Source organism: Halorubrum sp. LN27 (assembly GCF_016635065.1).
Classification (GTDB): Archaea; Halobacteriota; Halobacteria; order Halobacteriales; family Haloferacaceae; genus Halorubrum; species Halorubrum salipaludis.
The window spans coordinates 1,313,154-1,333,125 of record NZ_JAEPET010000001.1; the positions used below are offsets into that span (position 1 = coordinate 1,313,154).

Annotated in this window: 15 protein-coding genes and 1 tRNA gene; 9 read left to right on the forward strand and 7 right to left on the reverse strand. The window is 60.9% G+C overall.

The genetic code is table 11. The annotated features are described in order from the left end of the window. Nucleotides 1-17: 17 nt before the first annotated feature. The gene (locus JIN95_RS06500) at nucleotides 18-1,634 is read right to left on the reverse strand and encodes a PAS domain-containing protein (RefSeq protein ID WP_200530855.1); all 1,617 of its coding nucleotides are present in this window, start codon (nucleotides 1,632-1,634) and stop codon (nucleotides 18-20) included. A 135-nt stretch (nucleotides 1,635-1,769) separates the two neighbouring features. Continuing rightward, entirely contained in the window at nucleotides 1,770-2,576 is an 807-nt protein-coding gene (locus tag JIN95_RS06505; protein WP_095636970.1) for a helix-turn-helix domain-containing protein, read from the reverse strand. Between the two features lie 217 nt (nucleotides 2,577-2,793). On the opposite strand from JIN95_RS06505, the gene JIN95_RS06510 reads away from it, so the two are divergent. The 5 genes from JIN95_RS06510 (at nucleotide 2,794) to JIN95_RS06530 (ending at nucleotide 9,265) form a co-directional block, all read left to right on the forward strand. Continuing rightward, complete coding sequence (locus tag JIN95_RS06510; protein ID WP_200530856.1) at nucleotides 2,794-4,578, forward strand: CARDB domain-containing protein; 1,785 nt, start codon at nucleotides 2,794-2,796, stop codon at nucleotides 4,576-4,578. Beyond that, nucleotides 4,579-7,257 carry an MMPL family transporter gene (locus JIN95_RS06515; protein WP_200530858.1) on the forward strand — a complete coding sequence of 893 codons (2,679 nt, stop codon included), beginning with the start codon at nucleotides 4,579-4,581 and terminating at the stop codon, nucleotides 7,255-7,257. Between the two features lie 27 nt (nucleotides 7,258-7,284). Further along, nucleotides 7,285-7,357: transfer RNA gene (locus JIN95_RS06520), tRNA-Arg, on the forward strand. 477 nt (nucleotides 7,358-7,834) lie between these two features. After that, a complete protein-coding gene (locus JIN95_RS06525) occupies nucleotides 7,835-8,131 on the forward strand; it encodes a hypothetical protein (RefSeq protein WP_200530860.1) in 297 nt (98 codons plus the stop codon). A 168-nt stretch (nucleotides 8,132-8,299) separates the two neighbouring features. Continuing rightward, complete coding sequence (locus JIN95_RS06530) at nucleotides 8,300-9,265, forward strand: restriction endonuclease (RefSeq protein WP_200530861.1); 966 nt, start codon at nucleotides 8,300-8,302, stop codon at nucleotides 9,263-9,265. Nucleotides 9,266-9,268: 3 nt separating this feature from the next. Here the strand turns inward: JIN95_RS06530 and JIN95_RS06535 are convergent, their stop codons facing one another. Both JIN95_RS06535 and JIN95_RS06540 read right to left on the reverse strand, forming a co-directional pair. Then, nucleotides 9,269-10,000 (reverse strand): DUF6339 family protein, encoded by a 732-nt coding sequence (locus JIN95_RS06535; RefSeq protein WP_200530863.1) that lies wholly within the window; start codon nucleotides 9,998-10,000, stop codon nucleotides 9,269-9,271. Further along, complete coding sequence (locus JIN95_RS06540; protein WP_200530864.1) at nucleotides 9,993-10,802, reverse strand: hypothetical protein; 810 nt, start codon at nucleotides 10,800-10,802, stop codon at nucleotides 9,993-9,995. Before JIN95_RS06540 ends, JIN95_RS06535 begins: the two co-directional genes overlap by 8 nt. 104 nt (nucleotides 10,803-10,906) lie before the next feature. Between JIN95_RS06540 and JIN95_RS06545 the strand changes: the two genes are divergently transcribed. Further along, nucleotides 10,907-11,791 carry an IS1595 family transposase gene (locus JIN95_RS06545; RefSeq protein WP_200530865.1) on the forward strand — a complete coding sequence of 295 codons (885 nt, stop codon included), beginning with the start codon at nucleotides 10,907-10,909 and terminating at the stop codon, nucleotides 11,789-11,791. Between the two features lie 194 nt (nucleotides 11,792-11,985). Here JIN95_RS06545 and JIN95_RS06550 read toward each other — a convergent pair whose 3' ends face one another. The 3 genes from JIN95_RS06550 to JIN95_RS06560 all read right to left on the reverse strand — a co-directional run bounded on the left by JIN95_RS06550 (nucleotide 11,986) and on the right by JIN95_RS06560 (nucleotide 16,141). Next, on the reverse strand, nucleotides 11,986-13,842 hold the full coding sequence (locus JIN95_RS06550; RefSeq protein ID WP_200530866.1) for a hypothetical protein: 1,857 nt from the start codon (nucleotides 13,840-13,842) through the stop codon (nucleotides 11,986-11,988). A 174-nt stretch (nucleotides 13,843-14,016) separates the two neighbouring features. Beyond that, a complete protein-coding gene (locus tag JIN95_RS06555; protein ID WP_200530868.1) occupies nucleotides 14,017-14,814 on the reverse strand; it encodes a hypothetical protein in 798 nt (265 codons plus the stop codon). Nucleotides 14,815-14,962: 148 nt separating this feature from the next. Next, entirely contained in the window at nucleotides 14,963-16,141 is a 1,179-nt protein-coding gene (locus tag JIN95_RS06560) for a DNA cytosine methyltransferase (RefSeq protein ID WP_234699169.1), read from the reverse strand. A gap of 95 nt (nucleotides 16,142-16,236) precedes the next feature. Between JIN95_RS06560 and JIN95_RS06565 the strand changes: the two genes are divergently transcribed. The 3 genes from JIN95_RS06565 to JIN95_RS06575 are packed head-to-tail and all read left to right on the forward strand — an operon-like array spanning nucleotide 16,237 to nucleotide 19,845. Continuing rightward, on the forward strand, nucleotides 16,237-18,132 hold the full coding sequence (locus JIN95_RS06565) for a hypothetical protein (RefSeq protein WP_200530870.1): 1,896 nt from the start codon (nucleotides 16,237-16,239) through the stop codon (nucleotides 18,130-18,132). A gap of 2 nt (nucleotides 18,133-18,134) precedes the next feature. Continuing rightward, nucleotides 18,135-19,145, forward strand: a complete 1,011-nt coding sequence (locus JIN95_RS06570; RefSeq protein WP_200530871.1) for a hypothetical protein — start codon at nucleotides 18,135-18,137, stop codon at nucleotides 19,143-19,145. A gap of 1 nt (nucleotide 19,146) precedes the next feature. After that, nucleotides 19,147-19,845 carry a DUF6339 family protein gene (locus tag JIN95_RS06575; protein ID WP_200530872.1) on the forward strand — a complete coding sequence of 233 codons (699 nt, stop codon included), beginning with the start codon at nucleotides 19,147-19,149 and terminating at the stop codon, nucleotides 19,843-19,845. The last annotated feature ends 127 nt before the right edge of the window (nucleotides 19,846-19,972 follow it).

Consider the following 19,972-nt stretch of genomic DNA (forward strand, 5'->3'; position numbering starts at 1 on the left):
GGGTAAGAGACAGGACTTCAGTCGTGGGTTACTGACCTGTCGATCCACGGCTCGCCCGCCTCGGCCGCGTCGGGGTCGGGGCCCCGGACCACGAAGCACGCGCCGTCCGGGACCGGCACGTCGTCGGGGGCCGCGGGCTCGGTGTCGTCGCCCCGGAGGCCGATCGCCCAGCCGTGCGACTCGACGACTTCGCGGACGATGTCGAGCCCGTATCCCGTCCCGTCCTCGCGGGTCGTGAAGCCGGGGTCGAAGACGTCCTCGCGGTGCGCCGGGTCGATCCCGGGCCCGTCGTCGGCGACGAGGAATCCCCCGTCGGTCGCGGTCACGACCACGGTGAGTGGGAGGTCCTCCCCGCCGTCGGTCGTTCGGGCGTCGTTCGAGCCGCCGGGAACCGCGTGTTCCGTCGCGTTCCGGAACAGGTTCTCGAGCGCCTGCCGCAGGCGGCCGCGGTCGCCGCGAACCGTCGCGTCGGCGCCCACGACGAGCCTCGCCCGCTCGCATCCGGCGGTGTCCCACGCCTCGCGGGCGACGGCGCCGAGCGCGAACTCGGTCGGCTCGTCGATCCCCGAGCCCTGCCGGGCGAGCGTCAGCAGCTCCGAGACCAGCTGGTCGATCCGGTCGACGGCGCGCTCGCCGCGCTCTAAGGGCTCGGTGTCCTCTTTCAGCCGCGCCATCTCCATCGACCCCCGGATCACGGACAGCGGGTTCCGGAGGTCGTGCGAGACGATGCTGGCGAACCGGTCGAGCCGCTCGTTGCGGTCGGTGAGCCGGCGCTCGCGCGCCTTGCGCTCGCTCACGTCCCGCGAGTTGATGAGCAGGTCGCCGACCGCGGCGTCGGCCGGCAGCGACCGGGTTCGCGACTCCAGCCAGACCCAGTCGCCCTCGGCGGTGCGGTAGCGGTACTCCATCGTGGGGGTCGCGTCGGGGTCGTTGAGCGCGCGGTAGAAGCGCTCGGTCACGCGCTCGCGGTCGTCCGGGTGGACGTAGCCGAGCGGCGAGCGCCCTACGGTCGACCCCTGCTCGTAGCCGAGCACCTCCTCGACGGAGGGGCTCTCGTACCGGACCCGGCCGTCCGCGTCGACGACGGTGACCAGGTCGGTCCCGTACTCTAAGAACTCCCGGAACCGCTCCGGGAACCTCGTCTCCGCGTCGACGCGGCGCGCGGTGACGACGCGCCCGCCGAACTCGGGGGCCAGCTCCTCGTCGACGACGGACTCCACCCAGACGAAGCCGCCGTTCGCGTGGCGGAGCCGGTGGGTGACGACCCGGTCGGTTGCGACCGCCGAGAGCGCGTCGGAGACGGGCTCGCGGTCGTTCGGGTGGACGCGCTCCAGCAGGTCCTCGCCGACGAGGGCCGCCCGATCGACCCCGAGCACCGCGGGCACCGAGGGGCCGGCGAACAGCACCTCGCCGTCGACCGCGACCGCCGCGACGAACCGGTCGGCGCCCGGGACGGACGGACCGGTCGACGCGGCGGAATCGGACGATTCGGCCCCGTCGGCCCCGCTCCCCGCACCCGCGTCGCCGTTCCGGCCCGCCGGCGGGGGAGCGGACCCGTCGCCTGACCCGTCGCCCGATTCCCGTCGGTCGTCGCCGGGGGCGGTCGACGGGCGGTCGGTCGGGCGGAGGGTCACGGTGGTTCGGTCTCCCCTTCGGACGCGATCGGATAAAGCTGCGCCCCGAAATTATCGGAGAAGATAATCGGTGTCGGGGCCCGATTGCTTCGGGCGATATCCCGTCATCGGATCGGTGAGCCGTTCCGCCCGTTTTTAAACGTCCTCGACGATCTCGGCCGACTCCCACGCCTCGGCGAAGCCGTCGCTCACGCGGGTCGCGAAGCCGCGGTCGCGCAGGTCGAGCATGCCGAACAGCCGGTCCGGCGCGAGCGGGTCGGCGACCTCCAGGCACACCTCCTCGTCGTCGATGAGGTAGAAGTTCCCGTACACGTCGTCGGTCACGCGGAGCGCGAACGCCCCCTGCGCCATCGCGAGCACGGCGCGGTCCTCGTCGATCGCGGTCAGCGCCTCGTCGAACATCGCCGGCGACAGCAGCACCGAGACGTCGACGCCGCGCCGGATCGCGGAGAGCAGCCGGTCGAGGAGGACCGGCCCCTCGCGGTCCACCTCGAACTGCGAGGAGACTTCGGTGGCGACGACCACGAGCGACTCCGACGCGGCGTCGATCCGCTCGAAGAGGAGGTCGAGCGAGTCGTCGGCGCCGACCGCGGCGGTCCAGAACCGGTCGTCGGTCGTCTCCGCGTCGGCCAGCTGGTCGATCAGGTCGTCTTTCCCCGACTCGTACGTCTCGATCCGGCGCTCCAGCTCCCGGCGCTTCGCCCCGACGAGCCGGTCGACGGCGACCGCGGGCTCGACCGGCGCGTACCGCTTCGGCTCCCGGTCGCTCTGGACCCGGACGAGCCCGCGGGACTCCAGCCCCCCGAGCGCGTCGTAGATGCGCCCCTTCGGCACGTCGCTCTCGGCGGCGACGTCCGCGGCGGTCCCGGTGCCGAGCGCGAGCAGCCCGCGGTACGCTCGGTCCTCGTAGCTCGACAGCCCCAGGTCGCGAAGCGACTCCATGCGACGGGCTACGCCGAGTATATATAAATGAGTGGCGCTGAAACCGGAGCTAGTTTCGCCACGCCCGTCTCGATTTCGGGACTGAATCCGGATCGAGGCATCGAGGACCGGTATTCGTCTCCCGATCGGTTCGCGATCTATTTCTGAAAACTGATACGATGTTTTCTCAGGTTCCCGAAGGGTATTACGTCGGCGCGGCCTATCGCGGACAACCGATATGAGTCGCATCCGGAGGGTCGCGGTCGTCGCGCTGGTCTGCTGTCTGCTGGCGGCCGGCACCGCCTTGGTCGCCGCCAACGACACGGTCAGCGGCGATCCCGACATCGAGGCGTTCGCGCCGGAGACGGCGTTCGTGCCCGGCGAAGAGTCGACGCTGCAGGTGAGCCTGAACAACCGCGGTGACGTGGACGAAGAGGGGTTCGACGACCTCGAGACCGAGGTGGTGACCGCCCACGAGACCACCGCGCGGATCCTCACCGGCGACGAGACCGACCGCGAGGTCCCCTTCGACGTGCGGACCGGCGAGCAGACCGTCGGCGACGTGGGACGCGGCACGGCGGGACCGATCGACTTCACCGTCGTCCCCGACGAGGACGCGGAGCCGGGCGTGTACCGGGTCCCGATCGAGCTGGAGTACCGGAACGTCTACAACGCGGAGGACGACAACGGCGCGACCCTCCGCGACGAGCGCGTCGAGACCGAGACCGTGTTCGTCGACGTGGAGATCACCGATCGCGCGCAGTTCGCGGTCACCGCCGTCGACGGCGCGGTGCAGGCCGGCGACACCGGCGTGGTGAACGTGACGATGCGGAACGTGCAAAACGAGAGCGCCCGCGAGGCCTCGGTGACGGCGACGCCGGTCGACGCCGACCTCACCTTCGCCACCGACGCCGAGAGCACGGAGACGTACGTCGACGACTGGGCGCCCGGCGAGAACCGCACCTTCACCTACCGGCTCGACGCCGCGGCCGACGCGACGCCGCGGGCCTCGACGCTGGAGTTCGACGTGGAGTACCGCGACGCCGAGCGCGCCGACGCGACCGCCCGGACCGTCCGGACCGGCGTGACGCCCCTCTCGCGGCAGACGTTCGACGTGACCGGGCTGAACAGCTCGCTGGAGGTCGGCAAGGACGGCTCGTTCACGGTCGAGGTCCGCAACGACGGCCCCCGGCCGGTGGAGAACGCGGTCGTCGCCTTCGACAACGAGGCACCGGCGCCGGAGGGCATCGGCGCGGAGACGGTCCCGGCCGACGAGAACGTCGTCCCCCGCGAGACGCGGGTGACCGTCGGCGACCTCGGGGTCGGCGAGACCGCGACGGCGACGTTCGACGCCGGGATCCGCAGCGACGCGACCCCGGGCAACCGAACGCTCAACCTCGCCGTGCGCTACCGCGGGCTCGATAACGACGTGGTCGTCTCCGACGCGTACGACGCCGTCGTCGACGTGCGCCCCGAACAGGAGACGTTCGCCGTCTCGCCGGTCGCGCCGAGCGGCGACGACGCCGGCGAGGGCGGTAACGGGACCGACGCCGGCGGCGTCGCGGGGTCGGTCGAACCCGGCGGGACCGCCCGGTACGACGTGGTCGTCCGCAACACGGGCTCCGAGCCGGTCACGGACGTGCAGGCGAAGCTGTTCGTCGACGAGCCCATCTCCTCGGACGACGACGAGGCGTTCGTCACCTCGCTGGACCCGGGCGAGGAGACGACCCTCTCCTTCGAGGTGAGCGCCGACGGCGGCGCCGCGCGGAAGACCTACTCAGCCGCGGTCGACTTCCGGTACGACGACGCCGACGGCGACGAGCAGCTCTCCGACACCTACCGGCTCCCCGTCGTCGTCGCGACCGACGACGGCGGCAGCGTGCTCCGGTCCCCGGTCGGGATCGTCGCCCTGCTGAGCGCGCTCGCGCTCGGCGCCGCGGCGGTCTGGAAGCGCGGTCGGGTGAGCCGAGAACTCTCGCGGCTCCGCGACCGGGCCCGCGAGCGGTTCGGCGGCGACCGGTAGATGCCGGGGGTCGAGCGCCTCTTCCGGGCGATCACGGACCGTGTGGTCGACCGGCCGAAGCGGGTCGTCGTCGCCTGCCTGCTCGTCACGGCGCTTTTCGCGCCGGGGATGGCCCTGCTGGAGTCCGAGGCCGGCAGCGACCAGTTCACCGAGGGGATCGACGAGGCCGACGCGCTCGACCGGGTGAACGAACAGTTCGAGCCCGCGTTCGGCGGCGACGAGCCGACGACGCAGCTGATCCAGCGCGACGGCAACGTGCTCGACCGGCGCGGCCTGCTCGCGATGCTGGAGACGGCGGAGCGGCTGGAAGAGCGGGACGACCTCCGGGTGACCGAGGTGTCCGCACCGGCGATGGACGTGGCGACCGAGCTCGACGAGGACGTCGAGACCGCGGCCGACGCGCGCGACGCCGTCGAGCGCGCCAGCGAGGGGGAGATCGACGAGGCGGTCGCCGCGGCCGCCGAGGACCCCGCGTTCGACACGCTGCTCTCGGACGACTACAACCGGGAGTCGCAGACCGCGTCCGCCGCGCTCGGCGTCGTCACCCACTCGTTCCCCGCGTCGGCCGACGCCCAGGCGCTCCAGCTCGAGGCGCGCGACGTCGCCGAGCGCGGGCCGGGCGACGTCACCGCCTTCGGTGGCGGCATCGTCGACAACGAGTTCGCGCAGGTGATCTTCGACTCGCTCGCGATCGTCGTGCCGGCGGCGCTCGCCGTCATCCTCGGGCTCTTGGCGTACGCGTACCGGGACCCGTTCGACTTCGTGCTGGGCGGGGTCGCGCTGCTGATGACCGTCGTCTGGACGTTCGGGTTCACCGGCTACGCCGGCATCGCCTTCTCCGACGTGCTGATCGCGGTGCCCGTGCTCCTGCTCGCGATCGGGATCGACTTCGGGATCCACACGGTGAACCGCTACCGCGAGGAGCGCGCCGACGGCGTCGAGCCGACGACCGCGATGCGCGACGCGCTCGGCCAGCTGACGGTCGCGTACTCGATCATCGCGGGGACGACGATCATCGGCTTCCTCGCGAACCTGACCAGCGCGCTCGACCCCCTCCGGGAGTTCGGGCTCGTCGCCGGCATCGGCATCTGTTTCACCCTCGTCATCTTCGTCGGCTTCCTCCCGGCGGCGAAGCTGCTCGTCGACCGCTGGCGCGCGGAGCGCTCGCTCCCCGAGTTCGGCTCCCGCCCGCTCGGATCCGAGGACTCGGCGCTCGGGCGGCTGCTCCCGTCGCTGACCGCGATCTCTCGCCCGGCCCCCGCGGTCTTCCTCGCCGTCGTCCTCCTCCTGACCGCCGGCGCGGCCGGCTACGGCGCGGGCGTCGACACGACGTTCGACGACGACGACTTCCTGCCGCCGAGCGAGCAGCCCGGCTACGTCGACTACTTCCCCGCCCCGATGCACCCCGGCGAGTACACCGCGACCGAGACGATCGACTTCCTCTCGGAGAACTTCGCCACCAGCGAGGACGACACCGTGACGATATACGTCGAGCGGCGGATGACCAGCGACGCGGCCCTCCGGAGCCTCGACCGCGCGGAGCGCGACCCGCCCGACACCTTCGTCGAGAGCGACGGCCGCGCCAGCGCCACCGGCGTCACCGACGCGATCGACGGCTACGCCGACCAGAACCCCGAGTTCGAGCGGCTCGTCGACGAGTCGGCGCTCGACGACGGCCCGCCGAACCGGAACCTCGACCGGATCTACGGCGAGCTGCGCGACTCGGGGTACGCCGGCTTCACCGGCGAGTACCTCGCGGACGACGACCGGTCGACGCGGGTGGTGTACGACGTGGAGTCGGACGCCTCCGACGCCGCGATCACCGCCGACGCCCGCGCGGTGGCCGACCGCTACCGCGGGGACGCCACCGCGACCGGCCAGATCGTCGTCTTCCAGGCCGTGAGCGAGACGATCTTCGAGTCGGCGATCGTCTCGCTGTCGGCCGCCCTGGGGCTCTCGGCGCTGCTGTTGATCGTCCTCTTCCGGCTGTTCCTCGACAGTCCGGCGCTCGGGCTCGTCACGCTCGTGCCGGTGGCGGTCACCGTCGCGGCGCTCACCGCGACGATGCGGCTGGCGGGGATCCCCTTCAACGCGCTCACCGCGACGATCCTCTCTATCACCATCGGGCTCGGGGTCGACTACACGGTCCACGTCGCCCACCGCTTCCACGACGAGTACGTCGAGTGCGGCGACGCCGACGCCGCGGTCGAGACCACCCTCCGCGGCACCGGCGGCGCGCTCACCGGCACCATGGCGACCACCGCGCTCGGGACGGGCGTGCTCGTGCTCGCGATCACTCCGATCCTCGGCCAGTTCGGCCTCCTGACCGCCGCGAGCATCTCGCTCGCCTACGTCGCCTCGCTCGTGGTGCTGCCGCCGGCGCTCGTCGTCTGGGCCGCCGCCGTGGAGCGCCGCCCCGACCTGCTGTGGGTCGGCCGGCTGGTCGGCGCGATCGGGTCCGGAAGCGAGGACGGTAGCGGCGCCGGCGCCCCCGACGGCGTCGACCGCGCCGCGGAGGACGCCCGCACCGACGGCGGGGTCGTCGGCGAGGGGGACCGCTTCGAGTGGCGCCCGCCCCTCGAGGCATCCCCGCGAGACGACGGCGCCGCCCCGGATCGCACCGATCCCCCGTCGCCGGGCGATCCGGGCCACCCGGACGACCGCAGTCAGAAGCGTTAAACGCTCGCCGCGGATACCCGGTCGTGAGGGCGCGTAGCTCAGCGGACAGAGCACTTGGTTCCGGACCAAGATGCCGCGGGTTCAAATCCCGTCGCGCCCGTCACGTTTTCTGACGGGGCAAATTGACAGGACGGCGGCCGGGTGTATATAAGGCGACCCCCCAGTGACGGGTTTGAGTTCGTCACGCAGGCTGACGGGGGTCGTCGCCTTCGTGCGGTTCGTGAAATACACATGACGGAGTCGGGGTAAAGTCCTTTGGGTGGTTGGTGGCTTCTTCGTGCCGGATCGACCTAGGTCGGGAGAGCTCCACGAAAGACGACCGTCGTCGTGAGCGGTTCGCAGACCATTCCGGGAACTCCACGATAACCGAACCGCGGACCAGCGTCGATGGAAACTGTGAAACCCGAGGCAAAAGCGGTCACGAGAAAGAGCAGATGAGCCATCCGGGGATCCTGGTTAAAGGAAATCCGACGATTGTGAGAGTTGGCAATCCCCGGATTGCTACTCAAGGCGATCCGGATCCGCTCAAGATTGGCGATCCCCGATTATATACCCGGTTCCGTTCTATCTGCCAGTGATGGAACGAGACGTGGAGCTCCGCCGTAACGGCCATCTGTACGAGATCGCGTCGGTAAACGACGAGGTGCTCGGCTCCCGTCAGGGATTCCCGGCATCGGAGACCGGCTATCGGAAGACGCTCAATAGCGTGCTCGATATTGCGGGGCCGGATCTGATGGACGAGGTGGCAGCCTCGATCAAGGACCACATCCGGACACACGAAGAGCGCCCCGCCAACCAAGCCGTCCGGAAGAACGCACGAAAACTCGTCTCGAAGGCCGGGTATCCTCCCGACGACTACCTCAACGCTGCGTAGGTCTGGGAGGAATCAAGCATCGGTTCAGACTAATGTGACTGTCTCTCTGAATTCATCCTACTGTAGTCTTCATCTCGTCGAACGGCCGTAGACTACTTACTCACCCGCGATGAATGCTCATCAAGATGAGGTCAGTCGGGAAAATAAACACGTCATTCTCATCCGGCGATGAGTGAATTGCCCACAAGAGTTTCTCCCGACGAGAGAGAAGAACTTCTATCCCATCTTCAACGACTCGATAATCAAGCCTTCGAAGAGTTCTTGGGAGAACTCTGGGAGCAACGAGGATGGGAGACGGAGGTGACACCACGGGCGAAAGACTGGGGAATTGATGTCGTCGCCACACGGGATCTCCCAATCCCTCTGACTCTCGTTATCCAAGCCAAACGGTACGGTGCAAGTCGGAATGTAAGTAGTACTGAAGTTCAACAATACAGCAGTCTTCGGCGGCAGCGAGAGAACGTTGACGCGGTCACGATAATCACTACCGCCGGCTTCTCGGACCAAGCCCGAGAGACGGCAAAGGCACTCAATGTGAAATTGCTTGACGGGACTGGCCTCTGTAGATTGATCGAAGATACTGAGGCCTACAAACTTGTCGACACATATATTGAGGGGAGCATTAAGATCCCAGACACCACCTCAGACAGAAAGGACCCGCTAGACGATGTCGCGTACGGAAAGTGGAGTCACTCAGACCTCGAAAACCACGTATTAGAGGGATATGGTCTCTCTGATACAGTTCCGGTTAATCTCTACGAGTCTAATGAGACAGTCCAGGTCATCCACTCCTGTTCGGACAGCCCTATCCGGGTTCAAGATAGTGAGTCGAAGAAATTAGATATCCACACAGATACGGCCGAAGACAGCTTGCCCGTCCATCTGCATCTGACTTCCAAAGGCATCTGGATATTCGCCCGGGACCATGGTGGTGACATCCAATCATTCACCCCGTACGGATCTGTTGAGGATGTCTATTCCGATAGTGCACTGTTTGGCCCCAGCGAAAGCATAACCTTCGACTTCAGTGATGGGAAGTCACTCAAGTACAAGTTTGAGTCAATGTCAGTGGAGGTCAGAGATGCTATTGAGCGTGTGTTGGGAGAGAAAGTCAACACTCGGCTGAGGCTTTAGGCGCTACTCGGCGTTGGAAGCTCGTTCGAATTTCTCGCGAACAATCTGCTCAACCCCGTTAGTGTTGATACTCTCCACAGAGACCGTGGAAAGTTCATGACTCACTGCCTTTGCGGTTGTTTCGAAAACTTCCCCGTTATCAATAAATTCCTCGTCGTCGACATCGCGGACCACTCGAGCAATCGCCCCCACCACTTCCGGCTGGCGCATGTCTGTCCTGTCGAAGAGTCTGTTCGCAGCATACTGTCGGCTCAAGATCGCTTCAGTCGGCTTATAGTCCTCTTCTTGTCTGGTGAATTCTGCCATAAACCAGAGTCGACCGAACGCTGGTGTGTAGAGGTCTCGCATTGACACGGTGAACTTCTCCCGCATTGATGTGAGAGTCCGGCTATGGCCCTCCCAGGGCCAACGATAACGAACGTAGTCGGGGCGCCACCCCACTGCGAGGTAGTGCCAGATACGCTCGTCACCGGCAGCGCGTGGCGGCACGTCAACGAACTTTCGAACTGCCGGCGCTACGGCGGCATCAATATCCGAATCTCCCTTGTCAAACCGACTCCGATCGTCCATCACCCAGTCAAGCACCTGACCGAGCGAATCTAGATCCGCTTCATAGTTGGTCTCGGTACGGAACTCTTCAAGCCGTGATTCGGGATAGGTGATATCCTCGGTAAGGAACTCGTCGGTGACGAGGGTCTCCACTCCACCGGCACTAAAACGGTACAGTTTACTCATCGCCGATCACCCCGAGAAGCTTCTGGACGTCCTCATGCGGTGTCCGTCGACGCTGGACGATACTCTCTACCTGGTTGATTGTCGTCGAAATCGCCTCTGGCTGTAACAGATCTTCGAGTTCGTCTACCGTGGGGTTGGTTCCGAAGTACTCGCTACAGACGTCGGTCAACAGCGTCTTCTGCCACTGATATTCGATTTCCCCGGTGACAACGGCATGCTGGACGGCCTTGATCGTGAACTGAGTCAACATCGATGCTGCCAGATGATTAAGGACTACCCGCCCGACGTGGCCACGCTTATCCCAGTCGTCTACTGCATTAAGTACCTCCACAACGTAAGGGTGATCTTTGTTGACCCATAGTTTCGGTTCCTCGGCGTTTCTGACGTCAACGTACCATTCGTTGTTCTCGGTTCCCAGATCGGTCCGCTCGCTAAATCTAGCTGCTTCAACGGGGAGATCACCTTCAAGGCTCAGCACGGGCTCGTCAAAGAATACGTCCCAACCCCTACCGGTCGCGAGCTCACGACCAGCCTTTGAAGCGTAGTCGTCCTCACCACTTCGCGTGCGGTTCCTGACCAGTTTTGGGGTGAGAGAGACTCGTTCTCGAAAATCACTCCGTTCCAACGTGACTTCTGTGGTATATGTACCTCCACCGAAGCTATCCGTGTGCCCCGTGTGCCAGATTACGGGTTCTGCGAAACGCTTGTGAGTAGAGGGACAATATCCGGCGACCACTATTACTCCCTCATGTTGTTCCGGATTCGGGAAGACGTACTCCAATGTTTCGTCTTCGACAGTCACTGATATTTCCAAGGCGCTCTTCTGTAGGAGATTGTTGATACTGCTGAGCTGTCGCTGTGGAGTCGAAGAGGACAAGGACACCGCGTCAGCGGTGTCCGACACGAATGATTCCGCTGGATGTGTTTGGGTCGGAATCGGTCGCAGCGGACCTGTTACAGCAGGTTCGCTGGCGTGACGGTGTTTCCTGTCCTCGCTGCCGTTCTGACCGAACGGTCAGAAACGGCAGCTACGGGCACTTTCAGCGGTATCTGTGTAAGGATTGCGGCCGCACGTTCAACGATAAGACCGGCACGATCTTCGCTCACTCGAAGATCGCACTCCGCAAGTGGCTGTTTTCGATCTACGCGTTTTTGCGGTTTAACACGAGTCTCAGGCAGTTACAGTGCGAAATCGAGGTCACCTACAAAACGATTCACAGGCGTGTCGAGCGCTTCGCTGAAGCGCTCGACGCGCCGTCACTCGATCTCCGTGGCCCGGTTGAAATTGACGAGTTCTACGTCTCTACCGGTCTAAAAGGCCGCGAGCGCGACCGCTGGTCGCGCTCTCGCGGCCTCTCTCGACGCGGGCGCGGAACGTATGATCAAGATAAACCGCCCGTGTTCGTTCTCGTGGATCGTGGCACCGAGCAACGGTACGTTGTGCCGGCGAAATCCGCAGACGAATCGACGATCCGGCTCCTGCTGGCTGACCGCCAGCAGGAGCCTCTCACGGTCTATACCGACGGATTTTGCGCGTACGATCCGCTTGATGAAGATGAGCAATTCGACCGCGAATACGTTGTTCACGGAGACGGTGAATACGCCGACGAGACGGTCCACGTGAACACCTGCGAGAGCCACGCGTCGCTGGCGCGACGGTGGCTCTCGCCGCATCGAGGCATCTCAAAAGATCGCCTCACACAGTATCTCCGAGCGTTCCAACTCAGACGAGAACTCTACCGCAAACCCGGACGAAAAGCGCTCAAACACGCCGTCAAAGCCACTCTCTGAAATCAACAATGTGCTACACAAGAGCGTTTCCAAGGTTACCGTCTCCCATCCGTCCGTTCCGAACAGCACAAGACGGCGGTCTTCAGAAACATCCTGTTTCTCGGAGTCGTCCAACTTATAGGATTCTACGACGGACTTGAGCGATTGCCCGTCGTGGTTATACGGATACTCGTCAACGGAGAAATCGACAGTAGTCATGAGTCTTCCTCCAATTTAGCGTCAATTTCGAAGTTCAATCGGGCTTTTCCGTCACCAATTGAGGTCAGGTCTCGAGTCGATACTGATAAAATATCATACTCAACACTGGCCACGTCTTCGCCAACAACGACCCTGGTGTCCGAGTCGTCCACAACTCCCACTCCATCAGCGGGGCGTGCCGAGACGTCGTCAAGAGCGATGGTATCGAACTGATTCCCTCCCGCGTCAACGACGCCGATCTCGATCTCAAACTCCCACTGGTCTGCGGGTTGCCCTGCGAGGTCGATCGTACCTGTACATTCGTACTGATCACCAAGGTGGCTCAACTTTCTCGAGACATTCTCCACTATAGAGCTACCCCCACCCGGACTATTTCGTTTCGTCGGCCCATGGCTCGGACCACCGGAGAAGTACGGGAACTGACCGCCCACCGACTCCATTGACTCTGTCTCATTTGTCCCCGCGTCGATCAGCAGATTCTCCAAGGTACTCGGAACACGCTCCTCAATGAGAGTAGTTATTTCTTCGTGTCCCCCTGGGTAGTTGTTCTCCAGTTTGCTGACCTCCTGTTCCCACGTATTGTGGGCTTCTGGTTCTGCCTTCCTGAAGAAATCCTCAACAGTTGCGTCAGATTCTGCAACGTCATTCTCGTTAACGTCTGATGAATATCTTGCACGTCCCGCCAGAAGGAGCCCATGAAACTCCTGCCCAGCCGTTCGGGCGGTGTATCCGTACTGGCGGTACTTGACAACGTGCCGTGCCCCTCGAAACATCGCGACCTGGTTTTTGAACTTATCGTAGTCGCCATCTTCACTCCGGACTGCGAGAGTAACTTCACCATCTGTCGGCTGGTCACTATTATGTGGAATCGCCACTGGAACTTCCGTGGCAGCGACATCTGGTGCTTCGTCAAGTTCGTCGTCAGCCGCTTCGTACTGGTCGTAGGCTTCAATAAAAGGGGTGAGCCAGTCAACGTCTTCGGGATGGACCTCTTTGGGTTCATCGTCGTTTGGTCCCTCTACGGACACTTTGAGGCCTCCCTCAACGATCAGCGGCCAGTAGTACCTAGCGGCGAGTTCACCGATCCGCTCAACGACTTTCGCCGGCGATCGACGACTTCGGCTGGGTTCTCTGAAACCTACGACTACGGCAGTTGTTCCGGGAGAATCGGAGCGTTCGTCAGCTGCTTCGACATGGAGTTGATCTGTCGCTATCTCCGTGGCTTCTTCACCCGTGATAGAGACGGCTCTTCGGCCCTGGTCGTCCTCAGCACCGATCCATCCGTCACCTTGCCACTCTTGCAGATTGCCGTCCTGATCAGAGCATTCGTGGTAGGGAAGGTCGATTCGTCCAACGAGTCGAGGAGATTCGTCATCACTCCACTCGGCAGGATTCGTGAAGAAGAGAGAGGTCTTGAACGCGGAGAATCCCCAGAGTACCGAGGCTCCGACACCGTGGACACCACCTTCATTTTCGTCTTTGGTCGAACTACCAAAGTCCTGGAGCAGCGATGCGTAGTTTGTCTCTTTTGAAAACTCCTCTCCCCCCAGCCCCTCGGCGTTGCGGTCTTCAACGACGAGGAGTGGAAGCTTCCCCCGGTTGATTCGGTCCAACATCGACCGAACACCGATTTCGTCATCTTCCTCTGCGACAGCCTCAAGATGAGGTTGAAGGTTATCCCAGTCAATAGCCTCAAGGAAGTCTTCGAGTTCATCCCCTTCTAGCTGTACGTACCGATAGATGAGATGGGGTGTCTCACCTTCTAGGGCAGCGTCAGCGCTGTTCTGTGCGGTCTCGCGAACAAACTGTTCAAGTTTCCGGTCGAGGGCAACGTCGGTGACGGCCTTACCCATCCGACGCTCTCCCTCCACTCGTGTCCTAAAGTAAGAAATCATGGACGGTATACCTCTACCCGATTCACATCTACGGGATTTGATTTGTTGGTACTTGAGGATTTCTACGTAACATCTCGGTCAGCGCGTGGTTAATTATACCGGGAAATGACGAGAAGTAGCTGAACATCCCTGTCACATAGACTCGTCTGTGAACTCATCGAGATTTCGATTCGCGTCGTCCCGTCGCTTGGTTTTCATCTCTGCATCGTAGTCTGAGTAGTCCACTCTCCCCTCGGATATGCCCTGCTCTTCCTCATACACAACAAGCCAAGCACGAATTAAATAATGAATATACGGTCCGGGAATGGCATTCTTCGCTAAATGTTGCTTCGCGTATGGTCGAGGGTCATAGGCCTTAGTGGCTGCCCACCACTCTTTAGATCGTTCTGAGAAGTAGAACGATGACGTTTCGGCCGTGTCAGAGATTCCGGTGTTAGTCAGTAAGGACCCCTGACGTGGCGGTTCGGGGACGCGGAAGGACGTTTCGAATCCCCTCTCGTACTCAATTGGTAACCCGAACATGCGTCCATTAAGTTTCGTAGGATTTCGTAGAGGAGCTTTTGGGACGTTCTCGATGATATAGTGGTCGCAGTACTCTTTCGCGATCTGCCGAGCACTCGGAATCATGTTTTCATGGGAATCCGGATCACCCGAGATACTCGTCGTTGATGCCCACTTTGAACAGACTGGGTGGAAGAGCCCGAGATCAAAGGAGCGGTCTTGCTTAATAGGAAAGCCCCAATCCTTCACTCCATTTTCAGGATGTAGATGGGCATCAGCTCTGATCGGGTCACTCTCGTTGGTGTCTTTCGGGTTAATGCTGACCCGGATTACGTCTCCAAACTCTGAGAGAATCTCGGACTCAGTACCAGCGTCCGCAAAACAGTGGAGAATGGTCGGTCGATCGGGTTCCCCGTATTCGCTACTCATTAAGAACCTCCTCGGAAATGTCTGTTGCCGCAGCCGCGAAAGTGGCAAGGTGTAGATATCCCGTGAGATAGAGCGAAGAGTTCCTCATCAGGAAGACGATATGGTGGAGCAAATAAAGACCTCTCGTTACCGGTTGCTGGAGTGTGCGTTAATCGTTCGCCAATGCGCGTGTCGGTTGTTCGGAATCAACGTGGTCCAAGATCGCCTCTCCGATACGCTGACCCAGTAGTGGTGGTACGGCGTTCCCGATCCAGCGTCCGAGCTGAGTTATCGTCGCCTCTTCCCAGTCTTCGACGAACTGGTAGTTTTCGGGGAACGTCTGCAGCATCGCGCCTTCCAAAAGAGAAATAGCACGGTTCTGGTCGGTGTCGTAGTGCCCGAATCGACCACTACCGTAGTTGTAGAACTGCGTCGTGATTGTAGGGGCTGGCTCATCCGGCGACATCCGCCCGTAAGGAGCCTTGTAAGACCGACCGCTCTCCTTCTTGTGGCAGTCAAGGAGAAGATGCTCTTTACCCATTTCCTCCCAGACAGTCCAGTCTTCTCCTGGCTCCATGTTCGATATTCGTTCCTCATTAAGATCCGACAGCGAACGCGCCTGGTGTAGTGGGTTGTTCGGATGCGTCTCACCGTGCTTAATGGCTGGTAGGTGACCGATCGTTTCTCTGACCGTCGGATAGTCCGATTCAGAGGGAAACAGTGGATCGCCTAGCTCAATCGGTCCCTCCTTTGATGCGAGAAGTACCCAACGTTTGCGCTTCTGTGGGATTCCGTATTCGGGACCGTACACATTCTTGTCCTCATCCGGGTTAATGAAATAGCCCAGGTCCTCAAGAGTGTCAATAAGTCGGTGATATATATTGTCGTTCCTGACTTGAAGTACGTTCTCCATCGCAAGGACATCGGGTTCAACTTCTTCGACTATCTTACGTACCTCATCAAGCAATCCCCACTTGTCATGTTCTTCAGGAGTCTTGTCCTTCGCATGACTGAGAGTTGAATAGGGTTGACATGGGGCACATGCGGCTAGCACCTTTAGATCGGCATTCCATGGATATTGTCTCCTGATGCCCTCCGGTTCACGAGTCAGTTTTTCGACGTTCATGCTCCTGAAATCGGCGCTTGAGTTGGCTTCGAAGGCGTATCTACAGTCGGGATTGTTGTCAAATCCGGTTTCCACGGAAATTCCCGCTTGCTCCAGCCCGTACGTCAGGCCGCCGGCGCCACAGAACAGATCCACCGCAGAGACATCCATGGATATTCTTTGAGGCAGGTAGTATATTAAATTGGGCAAGAGGACAACACGGGTGAGCCTGAGGGATTGCATGCAGAGAGTTTATTCTCCCGAGATTGCGAACAGTCATGTTTCTCGAGTATCCAATAGTCGAGACGAACGTTGATGGGCGAGCATAGAGGACAAACATGACGACGAGCAAGAATATTGTCGAAAGACCAGGTAGTTGGTTCTTTTTCAGCGGGGGACCAGGCGCTCCACGGTACGGTGATGACCCGACGAAGCACGCGATTGACCACGATTCAGAAAGCTTCGTGAGGGAAGTCGTTCAGAACGCTAATGACCAGCGACTGGACAATGAGGATCCGGTAGAAGTACGATTCCGATTTATCACATTAACTGGTGATGAGCGTTCCGAGTTCCTGGAAGCTCTCGGGTGGAAATCGCATCTGCGTGATCAAATCCAAACAGTTGCGGACCACGATACGGGCCGTGGATACGATCGGTTTCTTGAACGGGCAGGCGACCCGGCCTCTGAACTTCGCCTCCTTATAGTAGAAGACAGTAATACGACGGGCTTGACCGGACGGTGGGACGAAGACTCAAACTACGCAGCGCTCGTCCGCGACGAACTGTACAGCAGTAAGCAGGACGACACGGCGGGAGGATCGTATGGATTAGGGAAATCCGTTCTGTGGACGTTTTCAGGAGCTTCCACGGTATTGTTCAACTCTCATCCAATCGACACACCGGAGAACGTCACCACGCCACGACTTATTGGGCGGACAAAACTACCAACTCACGAACTCAACGACGTGACGTACCAAGGGGCTGGTTGGCTGTGCAACCCACGCGAGACCGACGATGGGCTGCGGCCGCAGTCGATCTGGGGGGATGAGGCAGAGGCACTCGCCGAGCGTCTTAATCTTTCGCGACCAGCAGTGAGCGGGACTAGTGCGATGGTGGTCGGCTATCGCGATCCAACACGAGATACGCACCCAGAAGTGGACAAACTGGCGGAGCAGTTTGAGGCCGCAGCAGTCAAGTACTTCTGGCCTGCCATCTATCGGGGTGATCTCCGTGTCGTTGTTGAAACGGACGACATGGAGCGCGAAGCGGATGTTGAGAGTGTCCCAGAGATCAGACCGTTCGTCAAGTGTTTTGAGCGACGTCATGAAGAAGGGAATACGTTGAGCGAACCGGGTGACGTCGCCGGGCTTAATATCCCGATAGACGTACCGCCACGAGCGGACGAGACTGCGACACCGGACGGGCCCGTACGCCTTGCGGCTCGTCTCGCGTCACCAGCAGACGATGACACCTACCTCAATACTGTCGCCATGTTCAGAGGGGCTGGCATGGTTGTGAAGTACTACGACCAGAGTCGGGTTGCGTTCGGTGATCGAAACTTCCACAGCGTGCTGGCCGCGGGGGAAGCGAGATCCGAGGACCGATCAACTAAGGCAGACCTTGAGATTGACAGGTTCCTTCGGTTTTCCGAGCCCCCGGAGCACGACGAGTGGGTTTCTACAGAAAACCTCCGAGAGCAGTACAAGCGAGGCTTCCGGACCGCACTAGACAACATGTTCGAGACTGCTCGAGACGGGCTTCGACATCTGATCTCACGGAACGACGGGAGCACAGACGCCCTCTCGGACAAGGTTCTGAAGCGGTTCCCGATCCATGAGGAACGCATGCGTCGACGGTCTACACAGAGCCCCTCGTCGATTTTCGAGATCGACAGTCACTCTGTCTACGATGACGGTCGGTGGCGTTTCAAGGGGCAAATTGAGCCTATCGAAGAAGAGTTTGAGGGCTGGACTGCCGAAATCTCCATGCAGAGAATCGGTGAGGACGGAGTAATTTCCGATAATGTCCCAATCGACACTATACGCGTCTCCTCCGACGACTTGACCGTAGGTTGTGAGGATGGGATAGCGCGTCTGGTTGCTGAAGACGACGACTCGTTGGTGGAGTTTGAGGGAGAGTCGAAGCCAGTTGGAGACGGAGTTGCTGCACCGGTCTCCATCGGAGAGACACGTTTGGAGATCCGAGCCGAACTGCGAACCTCAGGGGGTGAATAACTGTGGATCGACAGTCCCAGCGCTACCGTTCAACTTCTCTCCCCTATGCCTACCGGAACGAAGGACTAGACTTTGAGCTCACCGAATACTCTGTCGACGGTGGAGAACCACGCAATCTCAATCTCAAAGCCGGCCAGACCCGTATCAAGATACCGCCGGGAGAGGAAGACGAATGGAAGACCGTTGAGCTGTCCGGTACTATACTCCTTCCTGAAAGTACGGTGGAAGCGGTCTTCCCCGCCGACGAGCGCGCGCAGCCGCCGGCCAAGCTCTACATAACGGTGCAGTGTCATCAGACGATATACCGCGGACGAATCCCCGTACGAGACGCACCGACAAGTGCGGGAGAGTACGAAATTAACGTCGTACTTGACCGGGAAGATTTCCGTGACGAAGTGGAGCTACGGCCCTATCTGGTTCGTACCGAATCAAGCAAACGGGACGGTCCACACGCGTCCGAGGCTAACGTCCGAGTCGCTAGCGGCCGGATCTACACTGCAGTAGTGGATCCAGTCAAAGACGACGGCCGTGCTCAGATTGACGGAGAGGAGGTCAGCTTCTCTCAGTCACCCCATTTACCCGGTGACGAGAAGCTATATTACCTTGATCTCCGCAACGAGGCGAGACCCAAGCTGTGGGTCAACGCAGATCATCCACGGATTACCGACGTACTGGAATCAGATGGATCGGTCGGTGCCGAGCCACGGATGAGAGACGTGATTCTTGACCAGATCTCCTACTCGGTCTGGCAGCAACTTATCGTGCGTGCGGGTACGGCTGTTGATGACGACGGTGGGGTCAAACACCAGTGGCAGCGGACGGTCATTGAGGCGTTCGCTCGGGAGATCTACGATGTCGATGATGTCAAAGAAGCCGCCCTCGCACTCCGACGAGACGTACGCGATCCCGAGACGCTCCCGAAGTTGATGAGTCGTATCGACATCGAACTGCAGGATTATCTGGACCCCAGATCGCAGCTGATCAACCTCATGGAAGAAGGACTCCAGATCTAGCATGACCGAACCGAACACCCTCTACAGACTAACCGAAGACGGACGGCGACTAGTCAGCGATCCATTTCTGAAGGGCGACGCCGAGATAGATCCCGACAAGCTCGCCAAGTTCATAGAGCCCATGCCGGGAGAGCCGACGGCAGATCTGGAGACACTTGACTCTGCTGTCAACCGGGTTGTCTCAAACCACTCACGATACGACACAGCTATGGATGGCGCTCTCGCCTCCGATGTCCATCGTCGCCTCAACGTGAGTCGACGTGTCGCTGGCGACCCCGGACTCTGGCACTGGCTCGCAGTAGAGCGCTATCCACACTTTGTCCGGCATCGTTGGAAATACCGTTCAGAGACTGCCATGCGAGAGAAGTTCCTTGGTGCTGGATCTGACCTCTACTCCAACGCGATCCACCGTCTCTGGTGGATTGCAGAATTGACGCACGACGAATCAACGCAGGACTATGGACTCACAGAGAAAGTCTTCGCGAACCAAACGATTGTAAACAAGGTATTTGACCGCTGGTTTGCACGATATGAACCAGCAGCGGTCGCTGTTGTGCGCGCGGTCACGGACGAAGATTCCACCGTCGTTGACAAAGCCACCAGCCAGTTCAACCACACTCTTTCTAGCGTCCAACTGGAGGGTCTTAATGAGAGCGAGGCAGAAAAGATAATCCGAGGGATTGTCAAGGACGTAAAGTAACCGCTCCGATTGTTTCCCCTCTACATACTGAGCCGTGTAATACTCGCAGTAGTCGGTGGAATACGGATATCAACCAGTAGAGCTACCGACGGTGTCACACTTACCACCGCCTCGTGTTCCCCTAATT

What these genes read in the sequence shown, in the direction of transcription:
- JIN95_RS06505 (WP_095636970.1), bottom strand. Translation starts at nt 2,576, where the DNA reads ATGGAGTCGCTTCGCGACCTGGGGCTGTCGAGCTACGAGGACCGAGCG.
- JIN95_RS06510 (WP_200530856.1), top strand. Translation starts at nt 2,794, where the DNA reads ATGAGTCGCATCCGGAGGGTCGCGGTCGTCGCGCTGGTCTGCTGTCTG.
- JIN95_RS06545 (WP_200530865.1), top strand. Translation starts at nt 10,907, where the DNA reads ATGATTCCGCTGGATGTGTTTGGGTCGGAATCGGTCGCAGCGGACCTG.
- JIN95_RS06535 (WP_200530863.1), bottom strand. Translation starts at nt 10,000, where the DNA reads ATGAGTAAACTGTACCGTTTTAGTGCCGGTGGAGTGGAGACCCTCGTC.
- JIN95_RS06550 (WP_200530866.1), bottom strand. Translation starts at nt 13,842, where the DNA reads ATGGGTAAGGCCGTCACCGACGTTGCCCTCGACCGGAAACTTGAACAG.
- JIN95_RS06575 (WP_200530872.1), top strand. Translation starts at nt 19,147, where the DNA reads ATGACCGAACCGAACACCCTCTACAGACTAACCGAAGACGGACGGCGA.
- JIN95_RS06560 (WP_234699169.1), bottom strand. Translation starts at nt 16,141, where the DNA reads ATGCAATCCCTCAGGCTCACCCGTGTTGTCCTCTTGCCCAATTTAATA.
- JIN95_RS06515 (WP_200530858.1), top strand. Translation starts at nt 4,579, where the DNA reads ATGCCGGGGGTCGAGCGCCTCTTCCGGGCGATCACGGACCGTGTGGTC.
- JIN95_RS06555 (WP_200530868.1), bottom strand. Translation starts at nt 14,814, where the DNA reads ATGAGTAGCGAATACGGGGAACCCGATCGACCGACCATTCTCCACTGT.
- JIN95_RS06565 (WP_200530870.1), top strand. Translation starts at nt 16,237, where the DNA reads ATGACGACGAGCAAGAATATTGTCGAAAGACCAGGTAGTTGGTTCTTT.
- JIN95_RS06530 (WP_200530861.1), top strand. Translation starts at nt 8,300, where the DNA reads ATGAGTGAATTGCCCACAAGAGTTTCTCCCGACGAGAGAGAAGAACTT.
- JIN95_RS06525 (WP_200530860.1), top strand. Translation starts at nt 7,835, where the DNA reads ATGGAACGAGACGTGGAGCTCCGCCGTAACGGCCATCTGTACGAGATC.